At 61.3% G+C, this 20,000-nt stretch carries 24 protein-coding genes and 1 tRNA gene; 16 read left to right on the top strand and 9 right to left on the bottom strand.

The genetic code is table 11. The features are described 5' to 3' along the window. Window positions 1-38: 38 nt before the first annotated feature. Complete coding sequence (cobS, locus tag ACE3OO_RS18045; RefSeq protein WP_374305000.1) at window positions 39-893, bottom strand: adenosylcobinamide-GDP ribazoletransferase; 855 nt, start codon at window positions 891-893, stop codon at window positions 39-41. A gap of 79 nt (window positions 894-972) precedes the next feature. Here cobS and cobT point away from each other — a divergent pair, with 79 nt between their 5' ends. Beyond that, complete coding sequence (cobT, locus tag ACE3OO_RS18040) at window positions 973-1,992, top strand: nicotinate-nucleotide--dimethylbenzimidazole phosphoribosyltransferase (RefSeq protein ID WP_374304998.1); 1,020 nt, start codon at window positions 973-975, stop codon at window positions 1,990-1,992. Between the two features lie 8 nt (window positions 1,993-2,000). Here cobT and ACE3OO_RS18035 read toward each other — a convergent pair whose 3' ends face one another. Next, entirely contained in the window at window positions 2,001-2,459 is a 459-nt protein-coding gene (locus ACE3OO_RS18035) for an outer membrane protein assembly factor BamE (protein ID WP_374304996.1), read from the bottom strand. A gap of 153 nt (window positions 2,460-2,612) precedes the next feature. Here ACE3OO_RS18035 and ACE3OO_RS18030 point away from each other — a divergent pair, with 153 nt between their 5' ends. From ACE3OO_RS18030 to ACE3OO_RS17990, 9 genes are all read left to right on the top strand, one after another. Then, a complete protein-coding gene (locus tag ACE3OO_RS18030; protein WP_374304994.1) occupies window positions 2,613-3,107 on the top strand; it encodes a ubiquinol-cytochrome C chaperone family protein in 495 nt (164 codons plus the stop codon). A 92-nt stretch (window positions 3,108-3,199) separates the two neighbouring features. Further along, window positions 3,200-3,769: a DUF177 domain-containing protein gene (locus ACE3OO_RS18025; RefSeq protein WP_374304992.1), complete on the top strand. Its 570-nt coding sequence runs from the start codon at window positions 3,200-3,202 to the stop codon at window positions 3,767-3,769. A gap of 111 nt (window positions 3,770-3,880) precedes the next feature. Then, entirely contained in the window at window positions 3,881-4,066 is a 186-nt protein-coding gene (rpmF, locus tag ACE3OO_RS18020; protein WP_374304990.1) for a 50S ribosomal protein L32, read from the top strand. A gap of 41 nt (window positions 4,067-4,107) precedes the next feature. Further along, a complete protein-coding gene (gene plsX / locus ACE3OO_RS18015; RefSeq protein WP_374304988.1) occupies window positions 4,108-5,202 on the top strand; it encodes a phosphate acyltransferase PlsX in 1,095 nt (364 codons plus the stop codon). Beyond that, entirely contained in the window at window positions 5,196-6,170 is a 975-nt protein-coding gene (locus tag ACE3OO_RS18010) for a beta-ketoacyl-ACP synthase III (protein ID WP_374305442.1), read from the top strand. Before plsX ends, ACE3OO_RS18010 begins: the two co-directional genes overlap by 7 nt. 133 nt (window positions 6,171-6,303) lie before the next feature. After that, window positions 6,304-6,633 carry an integration host factor subunit alpha gene (locus tag ACE3OO_RS18005; protein ID WP_374304986.1) on the top strand — a complete coding sequence of 110 codons (330 nt, stop codon included), beginning with the start codon at window positions 6,304-6,306 and terminating at the stop codon, window positions 6,631-6,633. A gap of 23 nt (window positions 6,634-6,656) precedes the next feature. Further along, window positions 6,657-7,163, top strand: a complete 507-nt coding sequence (locus ACE3OO_RS18000) for a MerR family transcriptional regulator (protein ID WP_374304984.1) — start codon at window positions 6,657-6,659, stop codon at window positions 7,161-7,163. 111 nt (window positions 7,164-7,274) lie between these two features. Further along, window positions 7,275-7,351: transfer RNA gene (locus tag ACE3OO_RS17995), tRNA-Pro, on the top strand. Between the two features lie 135 nt (window positions 7,352-7,486). Then, window positions 7,487-7,912, top strand: coding sequence for a hypothetical protein (locus ACE3OO_RS17990; RefSeq protein WP_374304981.1), 426 nt, complete (start codon window positions 7,487-7,489; stop codon window positions 7,910-7,912). 11 nt (window positions 7,913-7,923) lie between these two features. Here ACE3OO_RS17990 and ACE3OO_RS17985 read toward each other — a convergent pair whose 3' ends face one another. Then, the gene (locus ACE3OO_RS17985; RefSeq protein WP_374304979.1) at window positions 7,924-8,514 is read right to left on the bottom strand and encodes a hemerythrin domain-containing protein; all 591 of its coding nucleotides are present in this window, start codon (window positions 8,512-8,514) and stop codon (window positions 7,924-7,926) included. A gap of 96 nt (window positions 8,515-8,610) precedes the next feature. After that, window positions 8,611-8,823 (bottom strand): heavy-metal-associated domain-containing protein, encoded by a 213-nt coding sequence (locus tag ACE3OO_RS17980; RefSeq protein WP_374304977.1) that lies wholly within the window; start codon window positions 8,821-8,823, stop codon window positions 8,611-8,613. A 202-nt stretch (window positions 8,824-9,025) separates the two neighbouring features. On the opposite strand from ACE3OO_RS17980, the gene yajC reads away from it, so the two are divergent. From yajC to ACE3OO_RS17960, 4 genes are all read left to right on the top strand, one after another. Beyond that, window positions 9,026-9,376, top strand: coding sequence for a preprotein translocase subunit YajC (yajC, locus tag ACE3OO_RS17975; protein WP_374304975.1), 351 nt, complete (start codon window positions 9,026-9,028; stop codon window positions 9,374-9,376). Window positions 9,377-9,455: 79 nt separating this feature from the next. After that, a complete protein-coding gene (secD, locus tag ACE3OO_RS17970; RefSeq protein ID WP_374304973.1) occupies window positions 9,456-11,075 on the top strand; it encodes a protein translocase subunit SecD in 1,620 nt (539 codons plus the stop codon). A gap of 12 nt (window positions 11,076-11,087) precedes the next feature. Beyond that, window positions 11,088-12,044, top strand: coding sequence for a protein translocase subunit SecF (gene secF, locus ACE3OO_RS17965; RefSeq protein ID WP_374304970.1), 957 nt, complete (start codon window positions 11,088-11,090; stop codon window positions 12,042-12,044). A 14-nt stretch (window positions 12,045-12,058) separates the two neighbouring features. Beyond that, window positions 12,059-12,433, top strand: coding sequence for an Mth938-like domain-containing protein (locus tag ACE3OO_RS17960; RefSeq protein WP_374304968.1), 375 nt, complete (start codon window positions 12,059-12,061; stop codon window positions 12,431-12,433). Window positions 12,434-12,439: 6 nt separating this feature from the next. Here the strand turns inward: ACE3OO_RS17960 and ACE3OO_RS17955 are convergent, their stop codons facing one another. Further along, on the bottom strand, window positions 12,440-13,018 hold the full coding sequence (locus ACE3OO_RS17955) for a urate hydroxylase PuuD (protein WP_374304966.1): 579 nt from the start codon (window positions 13,016-13,018) through the stop codon (window positions 12,440-12,442). 219 nt (window positions 13,019-13,237) lie between these two features. Here ACE3OO_RS17955 and ACE3OO_RS17950 point away from each other — a divergent pair, with 219 nt between their 5' ends. Continuing rightward, complete coding sequence (locus ACE3OO_RS17950; protein WP_374304964.1) at window positions 13,238-14,065, top strand: phytoene/squalene synthase family protein; 828 nt, start codon at window positions 13,238-13,240, stop codon at window positions 14,063-14,065. Here ACE3OO_RS17950 and trmFO read toward each other — a convergent pair. The 4 genes from trmFO to uvrA are packed head-to-tail and all read right to left on the bottom strand — an operon-like array spanning window position 14,062 to window position 19,324. Then, the gene (trmFO, locus tag ACE3OO_RS17945; RefSeq protein WP_374304962.1) at window positions 14,062-15,432 is read right to left on the bottom strand and encodes a methylenetetrahydrofolate--tRNA-(uracil(54)-C(5))-methyltransferase (FADH(2)-oxidizing) TrmFO; all 1,371 of its coding nucleotides are present in this window, start codon (window positions 15,430-15,432) and stop codon (window positions 14,062-14,064) included. The two genes, ACE3OO_RS17950 and trmFO, sit on opposite strands and share 4 nt — an antisense overlap. Further along, window positions 15,419-15,991, bottom strand: coding sequence for a regulatory protein RecX (locus ACE3OO_RS17940; RefSeq protein ID WP_374304960.1), 573 nt, complete (start codon window positions 15,989-15,991; stop codon window positions 15,419-15,421). Before ACE3OO_RS17940 ends, trmFO begins: the two co-directional genes overlap by 14 nt. Window positions 15,992-16,007: 16 nt before the next feature. Continuing rightward, window positions 16,008-16,412, bottom strand: a complete 405-nt coding sequence (locus tag ACE3OO_RS17935) for a heme-binding protein (RefSeq protein WP_374304958.1) — start codon at window positions 16,410-16,412, stop codon at window positions 16,008-16,010. Between the two features lie 23 nt (window positions 16,413-16,435). Further along, the gene (gene uvrA, locus ACE3OO_RS17930; RefSeq protein ID WP_374304956.1) at window positions 16,436-19,324 is read right to left on the bottom strand and encodes an excinuclease ABC subunit UvrA; all 2,889 of its coding nucleotides are present in this window, start codon (window positions 19,322-19,324) and stop codon (window positions 16,436-16,438) included. 113 nt (window positions 19,325-19,437) lie between these two features. On the opposite strand from uvrA, the gene ssb reads away from it, so the two are divergent. Continuing rightward, window positions 19,438-19,941, top strand: a complete 504-nt coding sequence (gene ssb, locus ACE3OO_RS17925; protein WP_374304954.1) for a single-stranded DNA-binding protein — start codon at window positions 19,438-19,440, stop codon at window positions 19,939-19,941. Window positions 19,942-20,000: the final 59 nt, after the last annotated feature.

Raw genomic sequence — 20,000 nt, 5'->3', positions numbered from 1 at the left:
GAAAAGGGCCGGGGCAACCCGGCCCTTTTTCTGTAGTGCTAGACCTGCAGCGTCGCCGCACCGATAGCCAACAGGGCGGTGATTTCCGTGGCTTGCTGTACCGCGCCGAGGACATCGCCGGTGTGGCCGCCGATCTGGCGGTGCGCCAGTAAAACCATCGCCAGTGTCATCGCCGCCACGCCGGCAACAGCCAGCATGAAGGCCGTGCCGGGCAACAGCAGGAATGCGATGGCAATAGCCAGTCCCAATGCCAGCAATGCCGAGGGCAGGGGTACGCTTCCACCACTGGCCGCCAGGCCATCCGGACGTGCGGCCGGCAGCAGGTACCAGGCCGCCGCCATGGCCGCGCGCGACAGAGCGCCGGCGGCAACCAGTGCCACGATGATCGCACCGGCATGGCTGATGGTTTCATCCAGCTCGTCGCTGATCGAAAGCAGGTTGCTGGCCAGTTCCTGGAGGGCTGAGAAACGCAAACTCAGGATCAGCAGCAGGGCGACCACACCATAGGTGCCGATGCGGCTGTCGCGCATGATCTCCAGTTTGCGTTCCCGGGTGCGGCCGCCGCCAAAGCCGTCTGCGGTATCCGCGAGGCCATCCTCGTGCAAGGCGCCGGTGAGCAGGACCTGCATGCCGATCGTGAGCAGGGCGGAGGTTGAAATGCCAAGGCCAATCCGGTTGGCGGCGTAAAATACCGCGCCGCCACCCAGGCCAACCAGCACGCCAACCAGAGGAAACAGCCAGACGGCCCGCGCGACCTGGCCCTCGACATGGATTCCGCCGGGGATCGGCAGGCGTGTCAGCAACATCAGTGCGAGCCGCAGGTCGTCGAACCACCGCTGACGGCGGCTGGGCTGTTGATATGGATCAGGCGAATCGGGACGGGGGTCTGTCATGGCGCGTTGCGGTTCGGGCTTGGCTGGCTTATAGCACGCCAACCCCGTTCCGACGACGCTTGGCAGGCAGACCCATACCATGACGCAACCTTTTCGGGATTTCGCGGCGATCCGGGCCACCGCGCTGAGCTTGCCGGCACCGGAGGCAGATGCGATGTCCGCCGCGCGTGCACGCGATGCGCAGCTGACCAAGCCGCCCGGTGCCCTGGCCCGCCTGGAAGACTGCGTATTCCATCTGGCTGGCTGGCAGCGCCGGAGCATTCCGCAGCTCGAGGCCATCCATATTGCGATCTTTGCCGGCAATCATGGTGTCGCCGCACGAGGCGTTTCGGCATTTCCCGCCGATGTCACGGTCCAGATGGTGGCGAATTTCGAACGCGGTGGCGCGGCGATCAACCAGCTTGCCAGACTGCATGGTGCGAACTTGTCGGTTGCAGCACTTGATCTGGATCGCCCGACGGCCGATTTCACCATTGCCGCAGCGATGACCGAAGCCGAATGCGTGGCGGCCATCAATGCCGGTGCCGCGGTTGTGTCGCCATCATGCGATCTGCTGGTGCCTGGGGAAATGGGCATTGGCAACACGACGGCTGCTGCGGCATTGGCTGCCGCCTTATATGGCGGCAATGCTGCGAGCTGGGTTGGGCCGGGTACGGGTGTGAACGGCGATGCACTGGCCAACAAGGTCCGTGTGGTGGATACGGCCCTAGGTTTTCATGGTGCAGCGATTGCCGATCCGCTGGAGGCCCTGCGCCGGGTCGGCGGCCGTGAACTGGCGGCCCTATTCGGCGCGGTACTGATGGCGCGCCTGGAATCGGTGCCGGTATTGCTGGATGGATTTGTGGTTGGCGCGGCTGCTGGCGTTTTGGCGCGGCTGAGTCCGGCTGGCCTGGATCACTGTCTGGCGGGGCATGTCTCGGCCGAACCAGGTCATCGCCGGCTGTTGGGCGAACTTGGCAAAACAGCCCTGCTGGATTTAGGGATGCGTCTGGGCGAGGGAGCCGGTGCCGCTGTCGCTATCGGCCTGCTGAAAGCCGCTGTTGCGTGTCATGCCGGCATGGCGACCTTCGCTGAGGCCAGCGTCAGCCAGCGCAGCTGATCACACGCTCACTTGCTGGGATTGTTGGCGGAATTGAAACGGCCGAAATTGCCGAACAGCTGTTCCAGGACAGTCATCTCTTTGCCGCGCGTCGGTGTCTCGCGCTGGATGAAAGCGATCTGCTTGCCATCCTTCATCCCGTAGCGTTTCAGGTCCTTGACCTTGCCGTCCTTGTCGAAGGCAATGGCTACGACCTGCTGGTCGATCAATTCCGGGGCCAGAAAGGCAACGGCCTCGGTTTCGCTGGAAATATAGTAATAGGTGATGCCCCAGTCCGGGAATGTGGACGTGGTGGACGGAGAGCCGAGCAGGGCCCCGACCTGAGCTTCCGTGGTCTGACCAACCTCGATCTGTTTCAGCTTGTCTTCTTCAATGGTCACGCCACGAAAATCCTGCCGCGGGGCGCAGGCAGCGACGGTCAGGATCAGGACGGCGGCCAGAAGGCTGCCGCGAAAACGGATCGGCATGGCAGAAGACTCGCTCTAACGAGGGCGGCATACTATCTTCTGTCGCTCCGAAAGGCAAATGGCCGGCACGGCTGTGTAATATTTGTGGCTTAGAATCATATGCTTGCGAGAATTTTCTCACTTTTCGCTGGAAAACAGCCCGATGTCCGGGCCGTGGCCCTGTATCGCGCCATCGTCGCGCAATCTCGCCAGGCAGGCTTTTATCGAGAGCATGGCGTGCCGGACAGCCTGGATGGGCGCTTCGACATGATCGTCCTGCACAGCTTTCTGGTCATGCGCCGACTGCGCCGGATCGGTGCGGCGGCTGAACCGCTCAGCCAGCAGCTTTTCGACCTGATGTTCGCCGATATGGACAGCAACCTGCGTGAAATCGGCGTCGGGGACCTGAGCGTGGGCAAGAAGGTGAAGGCCATGGCCCAGGCCTTCTATGGCCGGGTGGAATCCTACGAGGCGGCCCTGCAGAGCGGGGATAATGATCAGTTGCGCCAAGCCCTGGCCCGGAATCTCTATGCCGGCAAGGCCAATCCCGAGGCCCCGGGCCTTGCAGCGGTCGCGGCCTATCTCCGGCAAGCCGATGCCAGCCTCGCTAGCCAGGCTGATGGCGAGATTCTCGCGGGAAACCTGGTTTTTCCGGCCCTGGCACACTGATCAGAGCCTGGACAAAGCGGTTGACCAGGGGGCGGCTTGCCCCTATGTTCCGCCGCCTTGACCGCCCCCGATTGGAATCATGAGGTTTTATCGTGTCGAAGGGCGCGCCTGGCAACGAATTCAGCCATGTCGTCGAGGTCGACCGGATCGGTCCTGAAGGCCTGACGCTGGCCCTGACAGCCGACGAGCAGGCCCGTACCGCCCTGGCGCGACGCTTTCGTATCCCGGCCGTGCTGTCGCTGGTGGCCAAAGTCCGGTTGATGCCGGATCCGGCCATTGACCGGCAGTATCTGCTGAAGGGCGAGATCGAGGCCGAGGTTGAGCAGACCTGCGTGGTGTCGCTCGAGCCGGTGCGACAACGGGTTTCGGAGGGTTTTGTCCGCCATTTTGCCCCGGCGGACATGATCGCGCCGAAGGCTGATCTGGACGAAGACGAGGCGGAATGGCTGGATCCCGATGCCGAGGATCCTGTCGATCCGATCGAAGACGGACTGATTGATGCCGGTGCTGTGGTTGCCGAGGAGTTGGCCCTGGCGCTGGATCCATACCCGCGCAAGGCGGGGGCTGGTTTTCCGGAGGGGTATAGTCCGGATGCAGAAGAGGGGGCGAAAGTCAGCCCCTTTGCCGCCCTGGCAAAGCTGAAGGCGGCAAAAAAGGATTGAGGGAAAGCGCTTGGTCCCCGGGCGCGCCAAGAGTATATAGGCGGGGATTCTTGCCGAAGCGGTTAACGCGCATGCGGGCCCGCAGCGCGCGAATAGTGAGAGAGATGTGTCATGGCTGTTCCTAAGAAGAAAAAGTCCAAGTCGAAGCGCGACATGGGCCGTTCGCACGATGCGCTGAAGGGCAGCGCTTATGTCGAATGCTCGAATTGCGGTGAACTGAAGCGCCCGCATCATGTTTGTGATGCCTGCGGCCATTATGACGGCCGCGAGGTGGTTGCGAAGACGGCTGCCGCCTGAGCCCGCTCAGGCACAGGCATTGAATCGGTAAGGGCAACGGGGTGACCGCGTCCTTAACGATTGCGCTTGATGCCATGGGGGGCGACCACGCCCCCGACATGGTGATCAAAGGCGCCGCGGCCTTGCTGCCGCGTTTCCCGCAGGTGAAGTTCATCCTGTTCGGTGATGCCGGACAGGTAGAGCCTTTGCTGCGTCGTTTTCCTGCGCTCAAAGAACGCTGCGAGATTCGGCATACTGCCGAGAAGGTTCTTAGCGAAGACAAGCCCAGCCAAGCCCTGCGCCGTGGCCGCAACACCAGCATGCGGCTGTCGATCGATGCCGTGGCCAATGGCGATGCCCATGCTGTCGTGTCGGCCGGCAATACCGGCGCACTGATGGCCATGGCGAAATTCGTGCTCCGCACGCTGCCAGGCATCGAACGCCCTGCAATTGCATCCTTCCTGCCGACGATGAAAGGCGAAACGGTCGTTCTCGACCTCGGGGCCAATGTCGAGTGCGACGCGCGCAATCTGGTGCAGTTCGCCGTAATGGGCGCCAACCTGGCGCATTCCGCGCTGGGGCGGCACCGGCCACGTGTTGGCTTGCTCAATGTCGGCGTTGAAGAATTGAAGGGGCATGATGAAGTGAGGGCGGCGGCTGATCTGTTGCGCGCCGTCGCCAAGCCGCCCTTCGAGTTCGTCGGTTTCGTTGAAGGCAATGATATTGCCGGCGGAGATGTCGACGTGATCGTCACCGACGGCTTTACCGGAAATATCGCCCTGAAAACAGTCGAGGGCACGGCCAAGCTGATGGCGTCATTGCTGAAGTCCGCTTTCCAGCGCTCGATTTTCACAAAGATCGGTTATCTCTTTGCCAGTTCCGGTCTGGGAATGCTGCGCGATCGCATGGATCCGCGCTTTTATAACGGCGGTGTGCTGCTTGGCCTGAACGGTATCGTCGTGAAAAGCCACGGCGGCACCGATGATGTGGGCTTTGCCGCGGCACTGGAAGTCGCCATCGATATGGCGCAGGATCGTTTGATCGAGCGGATCAAGGCCGATTTCGCTGGCGCTTTTGCCGGTTCACTGGCGTCACAAACGGCGGTGAGCGAAGCAGGGCAGGCAGAACAACAAGAGTCGCGTGTGGGGGTATCATGATTCGCTCGGTCGTCGTGGGATGCGGCAGTTACCTGCCGGAGCGAATCCTGACCAATGCCGATCTGGCAAAAATGGTCGACACCTCCGACGAGTGGATCGTTGAGCGCAGCGGCATCCGTCAGCGCCACATCGCCGCCGATAACGAGAAAACATCCGATCTCGCCATCAAGGCCTCGCAGGCGGCATTGAAGAATGCTGGCCTGACGGCGGACGATGTCGATCTGATTGTTCTCGCCACGGCTACTCCGGACCAGACTTTCCCGGCCACCGCTTGCCGCGTGCAGGCCGAACTGGGAATGACGCGCGGTTTTGCCTTCGATGTGCAGGCCGTTTGCTCGGGTTTCATTTTTGCGCTCGCCACGGCTGACAATTTCATCAAGGCCGGGCAGGCCAAGACTGCGCTGGTGATCGGGGCGGAAACTTTCTCGCGTATCCTGGACTGGACCGACCGCACGACCTGCGTGCTGTTCGCCGATGGCGCCGGTGCTCTGGTCCTGCGCGCGGAAGAGGGCAAGGGAAACACCGATGACCGTGGTGTGTTGACCACACATTTGCATTCCGATGGCCGTCACAACGATCTGCTCTATGTTGATGGCGGGCCGTCCAGTACCCAGACAACGGGCCATGTCCGCATGCAGGGCAAAGAGGTTTTCCGTCACGCTGTGGTCAATCTGGCGGATGTGGTGAAAGAAACGCTCGCCGCCGTCGACATGAAGCCAGAACAGATCGACTGGCTGGTGCCGCATCAGGCCAACAAACGCATCATCGATGGCACGGCACGCAAGCTGGGCATGGGCACCGAACGCGTGGTGCTGACCGTGGATCACCATGGCAATACTTCGGCAGCCTCCGTGCCGCTGGCACTGGCTGAGGCGGTTGCCGATGGCCGCATCAAGCGGGGCGATGTCTTGCTGCTGGAAGCCATGGGCGGCGGCTTTACCTGGGGCAGCGCCCTGGTCCGCTGGTAATTTCCCTTAAAACTAGCATTCAGGATCGTTTTCCCGCCATTCGAGCGGGCGATTCGGCCAAGGTCTTATTGACGGCTGGCCGGGGTTAAGTTAGCGTCCTCACAATATAATTTGCCAAAAGGGGGCGTTGGTGATGACCGGTAACACCTTAACGCGGGCGCAACTCAGCGAGGCGATCTACCAGGAGGTCGGCCTCTCGCGCAGCGAGTCCGCCCAGCTGGTCGAAACCGTTCTGAACGAGATCATCGACAGCCTGATCGCCGACCATATGGTGAAGATTTCCTCTTTTGGCACCTTCCAGGTCCGCTCCAAGGGCGGGCGTATGGGGCGCAACCCCAAAACCGGTCAGGAAGTGCCGATTGATCCCCGCAAGGTACTGGTTTTCCGCGCCAGTCATGTGCTGAAGGAAAAGATCAACGCCGGCATGCATGCCGTGAGCCAGCAGGCCAAGGCGGGCGCTTAAGTCTCTTCTCGCAACGGGCATTCATGGCAGACGAGCAGGAACGGGCAGACCAGCAGGCATCAGGTAAAACCAAGGCCGGCGCTGCTTTTCGCACTATCGGCGAGGTCGCCGATCAGCTCGACCTGCCACAGCACGTCCTGCGCTTCTGGGAAAAGAAATTCCATCAGATCCGGCCGGTGAAACGAAATGGCGGCCGTCGTTATTACCGGACAGAGGATATTGCTCTGCTGGGCGAGATCCGCGTGTTGCTGCACGATCAGGGCTACACCATCCGCGGTGTGCAGAAACTGCTGCGCGAGGGGGGGCTGGCCAAGGCGGTCCGCGCCCGGGCCCAACAGGAAAAAACCGCCGCCGCGCCAACTCAGGATGCCGGCAAACGCAAGCCGGCAAAGGCGGCAGGGCAGGATCGCCAGATCGGCATGCCTTTCGATCTGCTGAATGATATGGGCAGCCTTCGCCACGCCCTGAAATCCTGCCTGAAAGATCTGGAAAGCATCCACGCCGATATCGTGGCGCGGCAGAATCGCTGACTGATATTCCAATGGCTTGGCGCGGTTGCACCATGCAGGGGCGCTGGCTATAGTGCGCGCCGCTTGATCACCTGTCGCCTGCTTATCCGGCCGCCAGGGATCCAGCCCGGTCGGAGCGTAGCGCAGCCTGGTAGCGCATCAGTCTGGGGGACTGGGGGTCGTGGGTTCAAATCCCGCCGCTCCGACCATTATTTTCATACTATTCAATAGTCGTACTTACTGTGGCATCGCAGGTACTAGCGATAAGTCATTGGTATAGTTTATTTAACAGAAATGATGGTGTATTCTTGGCCTGATGCGATATTTCAGGCTTAAAAAATATAATGCAATATGACGCTCATTCCGATGCCCCGCCGGAAATCCGGGTTGGAGGCGAAGCCGATTACGTCGATATTCGCCTGGAGGATGGCATTTTAGCTATTACGGTTGTGGGTGCTCCAGCGGGCCAACTGATCCATGACGCGATCCAGGCCGGATTGCAGCAAGGCTGGTTACAGCCAGGGATTCCGACGCTGGTCGATGTTGGCGACTTTCAAGGCAATGTCGATTGGCAGGCGATGCTGACGATCAGTCGCATGACGGATTGGAGCCAGGGCAAGACCGTTACGGCCAAGGTTGCCTATCTGACTAATGATCCGTTGTTCTCCTTGCTGATAAAGGCAGTCAGCACCTTATTTCCTGACAGTCGGCACCGGCTGTTCCAGGATACAGGTCATGCGCGGCAGTGGCTGATGGCTAACGCCGCCTGAGCGGAGCTGGCTCAGGTCCATCTGGCGCCAACGCCGATCGGCGCGGGCGCACGGCTCACAATCTTGCGCAGCATGTCCTGATAATGGTCCTTGGCCTCTGTGCCGATCAGCGGATCGGCGTTGCTGCGGAAGGCTGCATTGATATCTGCCCAATCCTGCGCATTCAGCCTGACTTCAGCCAGGGGGAAAACCTGCTCCTCTTCAAGTCGCATGTGGCTCCAGTGGAATTCGGCATATTGCTTCACCAGATTGCGAAAGGCATCGCGCGCTTCCGGCTTTTCCGGGTGCTCCTCAAACCGCTTCAGCGCCCGGCGCAGGCCAGCCATCAGCTCGCCGTTGCGCTTGTGCTCGGCCTCAAGCGCATCGAGGAGGCCGACCGCATCCGGGGCACGCAGGCGGAGCTGCCGAAATAGGTACTGATCTTCCTTGGGATGGTGAAAACGGTCGGGAAACTCGTCGATATAGGTCAGCATGGCGAACAGCAGGCCGAAATCGGGCTTGCCACCCTGCCGGTCCAGAACGTCGACGATACTCTGCAACCCATGCAGCACCGCAGCCAAGCTGCGGTGTTCGGCGCGGATAATAGTGATGGCCTCCTGCATGTCTGTCTCCTGCTGATTATGCAGGCCAGAATGCCACCGAAGGCTGTAGCGGCGTTGATCTACCGCAAAATTCCACGCTTTAGTGGGGTGGAAGTGTCAGGGACGACTGCTTTCGAGAACGCCATAGCCAGCATCCCGGATCGCATTGCGTACATCGGCTTGGCGCTCCGGGGGCAGGGTCTTGAAGCGCACCTGCTTGCGCTGAAGATCCACTTCGAAAGCCACACCCGGGGCTGCGTTGCTGATCGCATTGCTGATGGCCCGTTTGCAGGCATCACAGCTCATGCCTTCGATGGTCAGGATATGCATGGAATGAATTATAAGGCCGGCGACGAAGCCGGGCTACCCCCAGCGTTGCGACCGTGCGTCGCAGGGTTTTGAAATATATGGATTTTTCCGGCCCTGGCGGGGCCGCCCGGGAGGGGTAGATGCTTGCAATCCGGTCGTCCGCCGCTATAGTCCCCCTCTCGCGCCGGGCGACCGGCAAAACCAATCATACAGGGAGCCTTTCATGCTGATTTCCGAGGCCTACGCGCAGGCTGCCGGCGGCACCACCGACATGCTGACCTCGCTGCTGCCGCTGGTCCTGATCTTCGTCGTCTTCTATTTCCTGCTGATCCGTCCCCAGCAGAAAAAGATGAAAGAGCACAAGGCGATGATCGAAGCCGTTCGCCGTGGCGACGTCGTGACCACCTCGGGTGGCATCATCGGCAAGGTCGCCAAAGTGCAGGAAGACGGCGTTCTGCAGATCGAAATCGCTGACGGGGTGAAGGTGAAAGTGGTCAAGGGCACCATCGCCGAGGTCCGCTCGAAGGGCGGCGATGTCGAGGATGAGGACAAGTCCGAAACCAAGGCCGGCTGACGGTTCTGCTGCGGATGGCCGGTGATATATCAGCGGCCATCCGTCATACGGAACGCCATCCGATAACAGGTCTCGCCCGATGATGTATTTTGCGCCCTGGAAGATCGCGCTTATCGCCGTGCTGTGCATCGCGAGCGTGATCTTCAGCATTCCCAGTTTCTTTCCTGCTGCCCAGGTGGCGACCTGGCCGAACTGGCTGCCCAAGCGCCAGATTAGCCTCGGCCTTGACCTGCGTGGCGGCGCCCATCTGCTGCTTGAAGTCGACACCGGCGTTGTGCTGCGTGAACGTCTGGAAGCCGTGGTGGAAGGCGCCCGGAACGAACTGAGACAGGCACGTATCGGTTATACCAACCTGGGTGTTTCCGGCAGCAATGGCGTGGCCTTGCGGCTTCGTGACCCAACGCAGGCCGAGCAGGCGCGACAGTTGCTGGCGAAACTGGGCAATCCGGTGCAGAGCACCGCCGGGCTGGGCTTTGGCGCGGCCCAGACTGATCTGCAGATCAATGTCGCCGCCGACGGCCAGATTCGCATGACCCTGTCGGAGGCCGCCCTGCAGGAGCGGGCTCGTTCGGCGGTTACGCAATCCATTGAGATCGTCCGCCGCCGTATCGATCAGACCGGCGTTGCCGAACCAACGATCCAGCGCCAGGGCAATGATCGGATTCTTGTCCAGCTGCCGGGTGTTGATGACCCCGAGCGCATCAAGCGCCTGCTGGGCACGACGGCCAAGCTGACATTCCGCATGGTCGACACCAACGCTGATCCGAATATGCCGGCCCCAGCCGGCACGGAGATTCTGGAAGGCGACAAGCCCCGCGTGCCGAATGCGCCAGCTGAGCGTTTTGTCGTCAAGCGCAAGGTCGAAGTGGCCGGCGACAACCTTGTCGATGCCCAGGCCGGCTACGACCAGCGCAGCGGCCAGCCGATTGTATCCTTCCGTTTCGACACTGTGGGCGGCAAACGATTTGCTGAAATCACCCAGCAATCCGTTGGCCTGCCGTTTGCCATCGTGCTGGATAACAAGGTATTGAGCGCCCCGGTGATCCGCGAACCGATCCTGGGCGGTTCGGGCCAGATCAGCGGCAATTTCAGCGTAACCGAAGCCAATGACCTTGCCGTTCTCCTGCGCGCCGGCGCTCTGCCGGCACCGCTGAAAGTGGTGGAGGAGCGCACCGTGGGGCCGGATCTGGGTGAGGACTCTATCAGAGCCGGCTTGATCTCGGTTGCCGTCGCAGCCTGCCTCGTCGTCGTTTACATGGTGCTGGCCTATGGCCTGTTCGGCTTGTTCGCCGACGTGGCGTTGCTGGTCAACCTGGTGATGACGCTGGCGGCAATGTCGTTGCTGCAGGCGACGCTGACATTGCCAGGCATTGCTGGTCTGCTGCTGACCCTGGGCATGTCGGTCGATGCCAACGTGCTGATCAACGAACGTATCCGCGAAGAAACCAAGCTCGGTAAATCCCCGATCGCCGCCATGTCAGCCGGGTTCAGTCGTGCATTCAGCACGATCTTCGATGCCAATGTGACCACACTGATCAAGATGGCCCTTCTATATGCTCTGGGCTCTGGCACGGTGAAGGGATTTGCCGTGACGATCTCCATCGGCATCCTGACTTCGATGTTTACTGCCACCGTTCTGGTTCGCCTGATGATGGTGACATGGCTACGCCAGCGTCGCCCCACGCTGCTGCCGGTGTGAGGAGGCAGATCCATGTACAAGCTTCGCCTGATCCCCGATCACACCAACTATCCGTTCATGAAGGGCCGCATCGTCGGCCTCGCCATGTCGGCATTCCTTAGCGTTATCTCGATCATCCTGTTCTTCTATCCAGGACTGAATTACGGAATCGACTTCAAGGGCGGCATCGTCATCGAGGCGCGGTTGCAGCAGCCGGCTGATTTCCCCGCTCTTCGTGGCCTGATTGGCAATCTTGATCTTGGGCATGCAGCGCTGCAGCAATTCGGTTCACCCAATGACGTGTTGATAAGGCTGGAGCGTCAGGGCGGGGAGGACGCTGCTGCGCAACGAGCGGCCGACAAGGTGCGTGCCACGCTGACCCAGACCTACCCGGGTACCGAAATCCGCCGTGTCGAAGCTGTCGGGGCATCTGTTTCGGAAGGGTTGTTCCGCGATGGCATGCTGGCAATGGGCCTGGCGATGATTGCCATGCTGATCTACATCTGGTTTCGCTTTGAATGGCAATTCGGCATCGGCGCGATTGCCACCTTGGTGCTCGACGTCACCAAGACGATTGGTTTCTATGTTGTCACCGACATCCAGTTCAACCTGGTTGCCATTGCTGCCATTCTTACGGTCATGGGCTTTTCGGTGAACGATAAAGTCGTGGTCTACGACCGCGTGCGTGAGAATCTGCGCAAATATAAAACGATGTCTCTTCGTAATCTGATCGACAAGAGCATCAACGAAACGCTGAACCGCACTGTGAACACGTCACTCACTGTGTTCTTGTCGACCCTGCCACTGGCCCTGTTCGGCGGCGAGGCGGTGCGCGATTTCGCCATTGTCCTGCTGTTCGGCATCGTACTGGCGACATCGTCATCGATCTTCATCGCGGCACCGATTCTGCTGTTCCTGGGTGAGAATCGGCTGAGGCGCGGCAAATCCGACGAACAGCCAGAAACCAACCCCGCCGCACAGCGGCCGTAATCGGAGGCGCGGGCATGGACCTGCTGCCGCGTATTCCATCCGACCGGCAGGTGATCAATGCCTATGGGGATGGCGGTTTCCGCATCTCGGGCCGGCACTGGACGGAACCGGTGCTGGTTTTTCCCGGTCAGACTCTGGCCTGGGGCATTGCCGGTATTGGCGATTTGAGCGTGCCGTCGCTTGAGCCGGCTTTCGCCATGGAGCCGGCCGTGGAATTGCTGCTGATCGGCTGCGGCCCGAATATGATCTTTATCGACAAGGGCCTGCGGACGGAAATTCGCGCGCGCGGATTGGTGATCGAGGCACTGGATACCGGTGCCGCCTGCCGCACCTACAATCTGCTGATGGGGGAAGGGCGGCGGGTGGCCGCCGCCCTCATACCCGTATAGACCGGCTTACCAGGCGCCGCCATTCTGCTGCGCCACCATGCAATACAGCATCGGGATCGACAGCGCGAAGTTGGTACGCGAGGCCAGCATGGCAAAGCGTGCCGCCTTGGCCTTGGTCGCGTCGTCGGCCGGCACGATGCCCAGCGCCTTCTTCTGGTTCGGCCAAATCACGAACCAGACATTGGCAGCCATGAACAGGCCGAGATACATGCCGATGCCGATGGTACGGGCACCTTCCTGCAGCATGAATGCCTGATGGCCGTAACCGTTGAGCACCGAAAGCACCAACCCGGTGACGACGGTGGCCAGAGCCGCCCAGCGGAACCAGAACAGCGCTTCCGGGGCGATGAACTTGCCGACCGCGGGCTTCAATTCAGCCGGGATTTTGGGCATGGTCGGGATCTGGACGAAGTTGAAGTACCAGAGCAGGCCGATCCAGAGAATGCCGGACAGGACGTGCAGCCAGCGGAAAAAGAAGCTCAGGAATGCCGAGTCAAAGCTGCGATGGATGAGAAAGAACAGGATCAGCGCCAGAACGACGCCGGCGCCGAGCGCCTTGTAGAGGTTTTCGAGAATCTTTGCCATGATGCGGTTCCTTACCGGTTTATGGTTGTCGCCGTTGACTAGGCTGGCTTCCCCCCCGCAGAAGCCGGGTGCCGCACGGCATGCGACCAAGGCATGGCTTGCGATCCCGACAGACTGCGCACAACAACGCTGCGATTCTCGCGCTTGCGATTCGCTGCCAGAGGCTATCATAAATCTTGGTAGCGACAAGCGATCTTCCCGAACTCAACCAGCCGTGGCATGACCGATTCGCCTGAGCAATACTGCGACACCGAGTTGCGGAGCGTCGATCCCGACCGTTGGCTGACGGCATTGTTCGCGCCAGATGCGCGACGACCGGGCCTGCATGCCCTGTATGCTTTCAACGCCGAGATCGCGCGGGCGCGCGAAGCCGTTAGCCAGCCGATGATCGGACAGATCCGTTTGCAATGGTGGCGGGAGGCGTGGGACGGTATCTGGGCCGGCCAGCCGCGCAATCACCCCGTCGTGTTGGCCCTGCATGCATATTGTCGGCATGTGAGCCGCGATGACGTGTTGGCTTTGATCGACGCGCGCGAAACAGACATGGCGGATGTGCCGCCTGCCGACATGGCCGCTTTGCTGGATTACGCCGAAGCCAGTTCTGCTTCGTTGATGCGTCTTGCGGCGCAAGTCCTTGATGCCTTCTTGCCGGAGGATGTGGCTCGCGACGCGGGCATTGCCTATGCCATGACCGGCTTGCTGCGCGCCACGCCGCATCTGGCGGCGCAGAGCCGGGTGATGCTGCCGGCTGCTTTGCTGGGCGCGCATGGCCTGACGGCGCAAGACTTGTATCAGCGCGAGACTGGTGCCGACCTGGTTGCGGTCATGGTCGAAGTGGCTGAAGAGGCCGGGCGCCGGCTGCGGGCCGCGCGCCGATACCCTGTTGCACGCGAGGCTATGCCCGCCATATTGCCCGCGACATTGGCTGGCCTCTACCTGAAGGCTTTGGCTGCACGAGACTTCGATGTCATCGCCGCGGAAGCGGCAGTTACGCCGCTGCGGCGGCAGATGGCATTGTTCTGGGCGATGCTGCGGGGCCGTTTTTAAGCGGCTGCCAATGCCTTGCCATCCAGCCACTGCGCCAGATCGGACAATGCGCGGCGGCTCAAGAAACGCTTGCGGTCGTCCTTGCGTACATCGCCGGGCGGCGGCGGGAACAGGCCAAAATTCACGTTCATCGGCTGGAAGTGTTTGGCGTCGGCACCGCCGGTGATGTGGCTGTGCAGCGCGCCAAGCGCCGTGGTCGGCGGCGGAGGGGCCTGTTCGCCACCCAGACGCTGCGTTGCGGCCATGCGACCGGCAATCAGGCCGATGGCGGTGCTTTCCACATAGCCTTCAACACCGGTGACCTGGCCGGCGAAGCGCAGGCTGGGCATCGCCTTCAGCCGTAGCTGTGTATCCAGCAGCTTGGGTGAGTTGAGGAAGGTGTTGCGGTGAATGCCTCCCAGGCGGGCGAATTGGGCATTCTCCAGGCCGGGAATCATACGAAAGACGCGCACCTGCTCGGCATGTTTCATCTTGGTCTGGAAGCCGACCATGTTGTAGAGCGTGCCGAGCTTGTTGTCCTGTCGCAGTTGCACCACAGCATAAGGCTTGCGGCCGGTGCGCGGATCGATCAGGCCGACTGGTTTCATCGGGCCGAAGGTGAGCGTGCGCGGGCCGCGTTCTGCCATCACCTCGATGGGCAGACAGCCCTCGAAATACGGCGTGTTCTTTTCCCACTCCTTGAACTCAGTTTTCCCGGCGGCCAGAAGGGCAGCATGGAATTCGAGGTAATTCGGTTTCTCGAAGGGGCAGTTGATGTAGTCGGCGCCTTCGCCCTGTTCCCCGCTGCCGCCGGGGCCTACCTTGTCATAGCGCGACTGGAACCAGGCCTTGTCCATGTCAATGCTGTCTTTATGGACAATCGGCGCGATGGCGTCGAAGAAAGCCAGGCTTTGTTCGCCGGTCAGGCCGCGGATTGCCTCGGCCAGGGCCGGCGAGGTGAGGGGGCCGGTGGCGACGATCACATTGTCCCATTCGGCCGGCGGCAGACCGGCGATTTCCTCACGCTGCAAAGTGATCAGCGGCTCGGCTTCGATGGCCTTCTGTACCTCGGTGGAAAATACATCACGGTCCACGGCCAACGCGCCGCCGGCAGGCACCTTGGCGATGTCGGCCGCCCGCATGATCAGGGAATTGCAGCGGCGCAGTTCCTCATGCAGCAGGCCGACCGCATTGCTTTCGGCGTCGTCAGACCGGAAGGAATTCGAACAGACCAATTCGGCGAGGCCATCGCCCTGATGGGCATCGGTTTTTCGCACCGGCCGCATCTCATGCAGCACCACGGGAACGCCCAAACGGGCCACCTGCCAGGCGGCTTCCGAACCGGCCAGGCCGCCGCCGATAATGTGGATCGGTTTAATCTGCGTCATGAACCATCTCCTCAAGCGCAGCGACGCTGTCGGCGCTCAAAATCTTCATGGCAATCGCCTGGCTGAATCCGCGTCGCGCCAGCGCACCCAGATCCTTCTGCCGCATCTCGCGACGCAGCTCCGGGTCGGCGCGATACGGGCCGAGCTTTCGCTTGCGGGCGAAGGCGGCGGCTGCCGGCAGATCGGAAACCGGCGCGGCGGATTCAGCCTCCAATCGTTCCAGCGCCGCCGCGACATCATCTTTGCCCACACCTTTCACCGACAGAGCCTGCCGGATACGGCCCAGCGACTTGCCCTCGGCATACAGCCGCCGCACACGGCTCTCGGCATAGGCGCGATCGTTGAGCAGGTTGCTGCGCTGCAGCTTGCCGATCAGGTCGGCAACCCAGCTGGCGGCTTGCTCACGACTTGGCGCGCCATGCACCTCGATGGAGCGCCGGATCTTGCGGTCCAGCACCCGGCGAAGATTTTCCGCCGAGCTGCTGTAGCGTTCCAGATAAAACAGCGCAGCCCGTTCCAGATAGGTTGGCGTGATCTTTTTCGGCTGGCCACGCGGCATGGGAGTGAAACTTGGGTCAGCCCAGCAGGGCGGCTATGCCGGCTTGGGCGACCTGCGCATCTTCCGAGGATTTCACGCCAGACACGCCCACGCCGCCAATGCAAATGCCATCCACCATGATCGGTTCGCCGCCTTCCAACAGCACGAGGTCGGGCACCGACAGGAAGGCGTTGCGCCCGTTGCCGACGATCTCTTCCAGCGCCTTGGTCGGGCGGCGGGCATAGGATGCCGCCTTGGCCTTGCCCTGGCTGATCCAGGTGGACTGGATCGGCGCGCCGTCCAGACGCTGGAAATGCAGCAGGTGGCCACCGTCGTCGGTGATGGCGATGCTGACCTTCCAGCCGTTCTTTTTGGCCTCGACCTCGGCGGCGGCGGCGATTTTTTGAACGTCGTCGAGGGTCAGTGCCTTACGCGTAATCATGGAATGAAAATCCTTTCCTGGTTTTATGCCGCCGCATCGCGGCGGGCTTTCTTCTGGGGCGGCGCGGTGCGCTGCGCCGCCGGCTTGAGATAGTCTTTCAGATACTGGCCGGTATAACTTTCCTTCACCTTGGCCACGTCTTCCGGCGTACCCTGGGCCACGACACGGCCGCCGCCATTGCCGCCTTCGGGGCCCATGTCGACGATCCAGTCCGCTGTCTTGATGACCTCGAGATTGTGTTCGATCACGATCATGGTGTTGCCGGAATCGACCAACTCGTGCAGCACTTCCAGCAGCTTGCGCACATCCTCGAAATGCAGGCCCGTGGTAGGTTCGTCGAGGATGTAAAGCGTGCGACCGGTGGCGCGCTTGGACAATTCCTTGGCCAGCTTGACGCGCTGCGCCTCGCCGCCCGACAGCGTGGTGGCCGACTGGCCGATCTTGATATAGCCGAGGCCAACACGGTTCAGGGTCTCGAGCTTTTCGCGGATGGTCGGCACGGCCTTGAAGAACTCGACGCCGTCTTCCACGGTCATGTCGAGCACGTCGGCAATTGACTTGTCGCGATAATGAATTTCCAGCGTCTCGCGGTTATAGCGCTTGCCCTTGCAGACATCGCATTGCACGTAGACGTCGGGCAGGAAATGCATCTCGATCTTGATCAGACCATCGCCCTGGCAAGCCTCGCAGCGCCCACCTTTAACGTTGAACGAGAAACGGCCAGGCGCATACCCACGCGTCTTGGCTTCGGGCAGGCCGGCAAACCAGTCGCGGATCGGACCGAAAGCGCCGGTATAGGTGGCCGGGTTCGAGCGCGGGGTGCGGCCGATGGGCGACTGGTCGATATCGACGATCTTGTCGATCCATTCCAGGCCCTCGATGCGGTCATGCAGGCCGGGAATCTCGCGGCTGTTGTTCAGTTTGCGCGATACAGCCTTGAACAGCGTTTCGATGGTGAGCGTCGACTTGCCGCCGCCCGAGACGCCGGTGACGCAAGTGAAGATGCCAAGCGGGAATTCCACCGAGATATTCTGCAGGTTGTTAGCCTTGGCGCCGATCACCTTCAGCAGCTTGTTGGCGACGCGTTTGCGGCGCTGCTTGGGCACAGCCACTGATCTCACACCGGTCAGATACTGGCCGGTGACCGATTTCTTCGCGGCCATGATCTCTTCCGGTGTACCCTGGGCGATGATCTCACCCCCATGCACGCCGGCTGCCGGCCCCATGTCGATCACGTGATCGGCGGTGCGGATCGCTTCCTCGTCATGCTCCACCACTAGAACGGTGTTGCCGATGTCGCGCAGGTGCACCAGGGTTTCGAGCAGTTTGGCATTGTCGCGCTGGTGCAGGCCGATCGAGGGCTCATCCAGCACATACAGCACGCCGGTCAGGCCCGAACCGATCTGCGAGGCCAGGCGGATACGCTGGCTCTCGCCGCCCGACAATGTGCCGGACGAACGCGACATCGAGAGATAGTCGAGGCCGACATTGACCAGGAAACCCAGGCGGTCGTTGATCTCCTTCAGGATGCGGGAGGCGATATCCTTTTCCTTCGGCTTCAGCTTCCTGGTCAGATCCAGGAACCACTGCCGCGCTTCGGCGATGGAGAATTCGCAGACCTGGCCGATATTCAGACCGCCGACCTTCACCGCCAAAGCCTCGGCCTTCAGGCGATAGCCGCCGCAGGTTTCGCAGGCGGTCTGCGACTGATAACGCGACAATTCCTCGCGGATCATGTCGGACTCGGTTTCGCGCCAGCGCCGTTCGAGATTGGGCAGCACGCCCTCGAAGGGGCGTTTCACCGTGTAGGTGCGCATGCCGTCGTCATAGGTGATCGGCACGATGTCGTCACCCGAACCATGCAGGATGGCATTGCGGGTTTTGGCCGGCAGATCCTTCCATTTGGTCGCCAGCGAGAACTTGTAGAATTTGGCCAGCCCTTCCAGCGTCTGCAGGTAGTAGGGCGAGGGCGTGGCGGCGCGCGACCATGGCACGATGGCGCCGTCGCGTAGCGTAACCGCCTCATCCGGTACCACCATAGCCGGATCGAAATACATCTTTGAACCCAGGCCGTCGCAGGTGGGACAGGCGCCATGCGGGCTGTTGAACGAGAACAGCCGCGGTTCGATCTCCTCGATGGTGAAACCGGAAACCGGACAGGCGAACTTTGCCGAGAAGATGGTGCGTTCGTCCTTGTCGGCGTTTTCGGCAAAGGCGATGCCATCGGCCAGGTTCAGCGCGGTCTCGATGGAATCCGCCAGACGGGTCTGGATGCCGTCGCGAACCACCACGCGATCGACCACCACCTCGATGTCGTGCTTCAGCTTCTTGTTCAGCGCCGGCACTTCGGCAATCTCGTGCAGCTTGCCGTCCACCTTCACGCGCTGGAAACCGCGTTTCTGCAGATCCTGCAATTCCTTTTTGTACTCGCCCTTGCGGCCGCGCACGATGGGCGCCAGCAGGTACAGGCGGGTGCCTTCCGTCATGGCCATGACGCGGTCGACCATCTGGCTGACTGTCTGGCTTTCGATCGGCAGGCCGGTCGCCGGCGAATAGGGCACGCCGACGCGGGCGTAGAGCAGGCGCAGGTAGTCGTAGATTTCGGTGACCGTGCCGACGGTGGAGCGCGGGTTCTTCGAGGTTGTCTTCTGTTCGATGGAGATCGCCGGGCTGAGGCCGTCGATGTGATCGACATCCGGCTTCTGCATCAGTTCCAGGAACTGGCGCGCATAGGCCGACAGGGATTCGACATACCGTCGCTGGCCCTCGGCATAGATGGTATCAAAGGCCAGCGAAGATTTGCCCGACCCGGACAGGCCGGTCAGGACCACCAGCTTGTCGCGGGGAATATCGACGTCGACATTCTTGAGGTTGTGCTCGCGGGCACCGCGGACCGAAATGAACTTCTGCATGGTTTTTGCGCCGAGTCTCTGGGGGGCCGAATATTGCGCTTTTCAGGACAGTTCTTCACTATACGCCATTCGCATGATATAAGATCACTTCGTGAACGGATAGGGGTTAAGATATGGCTGGCAGCGTTAACAAGGTGATCCTGGTCGGGAATCTAGGGCGCGACCCCGAAATCCGTAGCATGCAGTCCGGCGAAGAGATTGCCCAGCTCTCCATTGCCACCTCGGAGACTTGGCGCGACAAGGCCTCGGGCGAGCGCAAGGAACGCACCGAATGGCATAGAGTCGTGATTTTCAACGAAAATCTGGTCAAGGTCGCCAAGCAGTTCCTGAAAAAAGGCTCCAAGGTCTATATCGAGGGCTCGCTCCAGACCCGGAAATGGACCGACAAGGACGGCCAGGAGAAATACACCACCGAAATCGTGCTGCAGCGCTTCCGCGGCGAGCTGACCATGCTCGACGGCCGAGGCGAGGGTGGTGGTGGCTCCTTTGGCGGCGGCGACGACTATGCCGGCGGCGGTTCCTCGGGCGGATTCGGCGGCGGCGCGGGTGGCGGTCGGTCCTCCGGTGGCGGCTCGCCGGCCCGGCGCGACGATCTGGACGACGAAATCCCGTTCTGACCCGAATTCAGACCCGGAATGTAAAAAAGGCGCAGACCGGAATCTGCGCCTTTTTTCGT

Origin of the sequence: Ferrovibrio sp. (genome assembly GCF_041906005.1) — a bacterium.
In the GTDB taxonomy this organism is placed as follows: domain Bacteria; phylum Pseudomonadota; class Alphaproteobacteria; order Ferrovibrionales; family Ferrovibrionaceae; genus Ferrovibrio.
The sequence above is the reverse complement of the archived record's forward strand: the minus strand, read 5'-3'. Positions and strand labels throughout refer to the sequence as shown.

What these genes read in the sequence shown, in the direction of transcription:
- cobS (WP_374305000.1), bottom strand. Translation starts at nt 893, where the DNA reads ATGACAGACCCCCGTCCCGATTCGCCTGATCCATATCAACAGCCCAGC.
- cobT (WP_374304998.1), top strand. Translation starts at nt 973, where the DNA reads ATGACGCAACCTTTTCGGGATTTCGCGGCGATCCGGGCCACCGCGCTG.
- ACE3OO_RS18035 (WP_374304996.1), bottom strand. Translation starts at nt 2,459, where the DNA reads ATGCCGATCCGTTTTCGCGGCAGCCTTCTGGCCGCCGTCCTGATCCTG.
- rpmF (WP_374304990.1), top strand. Translation starts at nt 3,881, where the DNA reads ATGGCTGTTCCTAAGAAGAAAAAGTCCAAGTCGAAGCGCGACATGGGC.
- ACE3OO_RS18005 (WP_374304986.1), top strand. Translation starts at nt 6,304, where the DNA reads ATGACCGGTAACACCTTAACGCGGGCGCAACTCAGCGAGGCGATCTAC.
- ACE3OO_RS18000 (WP_374304984.1), top strand. Translation starts at nt 6,657, where the DNA reads ATGGCAGACGAGCAGGAACGGGCAGACCAGCAGGCATCAGGTAAAACC.
- ACE3OO_RS17990 (WP_374304981.1), top strand. Translation starts at nt 7,487, where the DNA reads ATGCAATATGACGCTCATTCCGATGCCCCGCCGGAAATCCGGGTTGGA.
- ACE3OO_RS17985 (WP_374304979.1), bottom strand. Translation starts at nt 8,514, where the DNA reads ATGCAGGAGGCCATCACTATTATCCGCGCCGAACACCGCAGCTTGGCT.
- ACE3OO_RS17980 (WP_374304977.1), bottom strand. Translation starts at nt 8,823, where the DNA reads ATGCATATCCTGACCATCGAAGGCATGAGCTGTGATGCCTGCAAACGG.
- yajC (WP_374304975.1), top strand. Translation starts at nt 9,026, where the DNA reads ATGCTGATTTCCGAGGCCTACGCGCAGGCTGCCGGCGGCACCACCGAC.
- secD (WP_374304973.1), top strand. Translation starts at nt 9,456, where the DNA reads ATGATGTATTTTGCGCCCTGGAAGATCGCGCTTATCGCCGTGCTGTGC.
- secF (WP_374304970.1), top strand. Translation starts at nt 11,088, where the DNA reads ATGTACAAGCTTCGCCTGATCCCCGATCACACCAACTATCCGTTCATG.
- ACE3OO_RS17960 (WP_374304968.1), top strand. Translation starts at nt 12,059, where the DNA reads ATGGACCTGCTGCCGCGTATTCCATCCGACCGGCAGGTGATCAATGCC.
- ACE3OO_RS17955 (WP_374304966.1), bottom strand. Translation starts at nt 13,018, where the DNA reads ATGGCAAAGATTCTCGAAAACCTCTACAAGGCGCTCGGCGCCGGCGTC.
- ACE3OO_RS17950 (WP_374304964.1), top strand. Translation starts at nt 13,238, where the DNA reads ATGACCGATTCGCCTGAGCAATACTGCGACACCGAGTTGCGGAGCGTC.
- trmFO (WP_374304962.1), bottom strand. Translation starts at nt 15,432, where the DNA reads ATGACGCAGATTAAACCGATCCACATTATCGGCGGCGGCCTGGCCGGT.
- ACE3OO_RS17940 (WP_374304960.1), bottom strand. Translation starts at nt 15,991, where the DNA reads ATGCCGCGTGGCCAGCCGAAAAAGATCACGCCAACCTATCTGGAACGG.
- ACE3OO_RS17935 (WP_374304958.1), bottom strand. Translation starts at nt 16,412, where the DNA reads ATGATTACGCGTAAGGCACTGACCCTCGACGACGTTCAAAAAATCGCC.
- uvrA (WP_374304956.1), bottom strand. Translation starts at nt 19,324, where the DNA reads ATGCAGAAGTTCATTTCGGTCCGCGGTGCCCGCGAGCACAACCTCAAG.
- ssb (WP_374304954.1), top strand. Translation starts at nt 19,438, where the DNA reads ATGGCTGGCAGCGTTAACAAGGTGATCCTGGTCGGGAATCTAGGGCGC.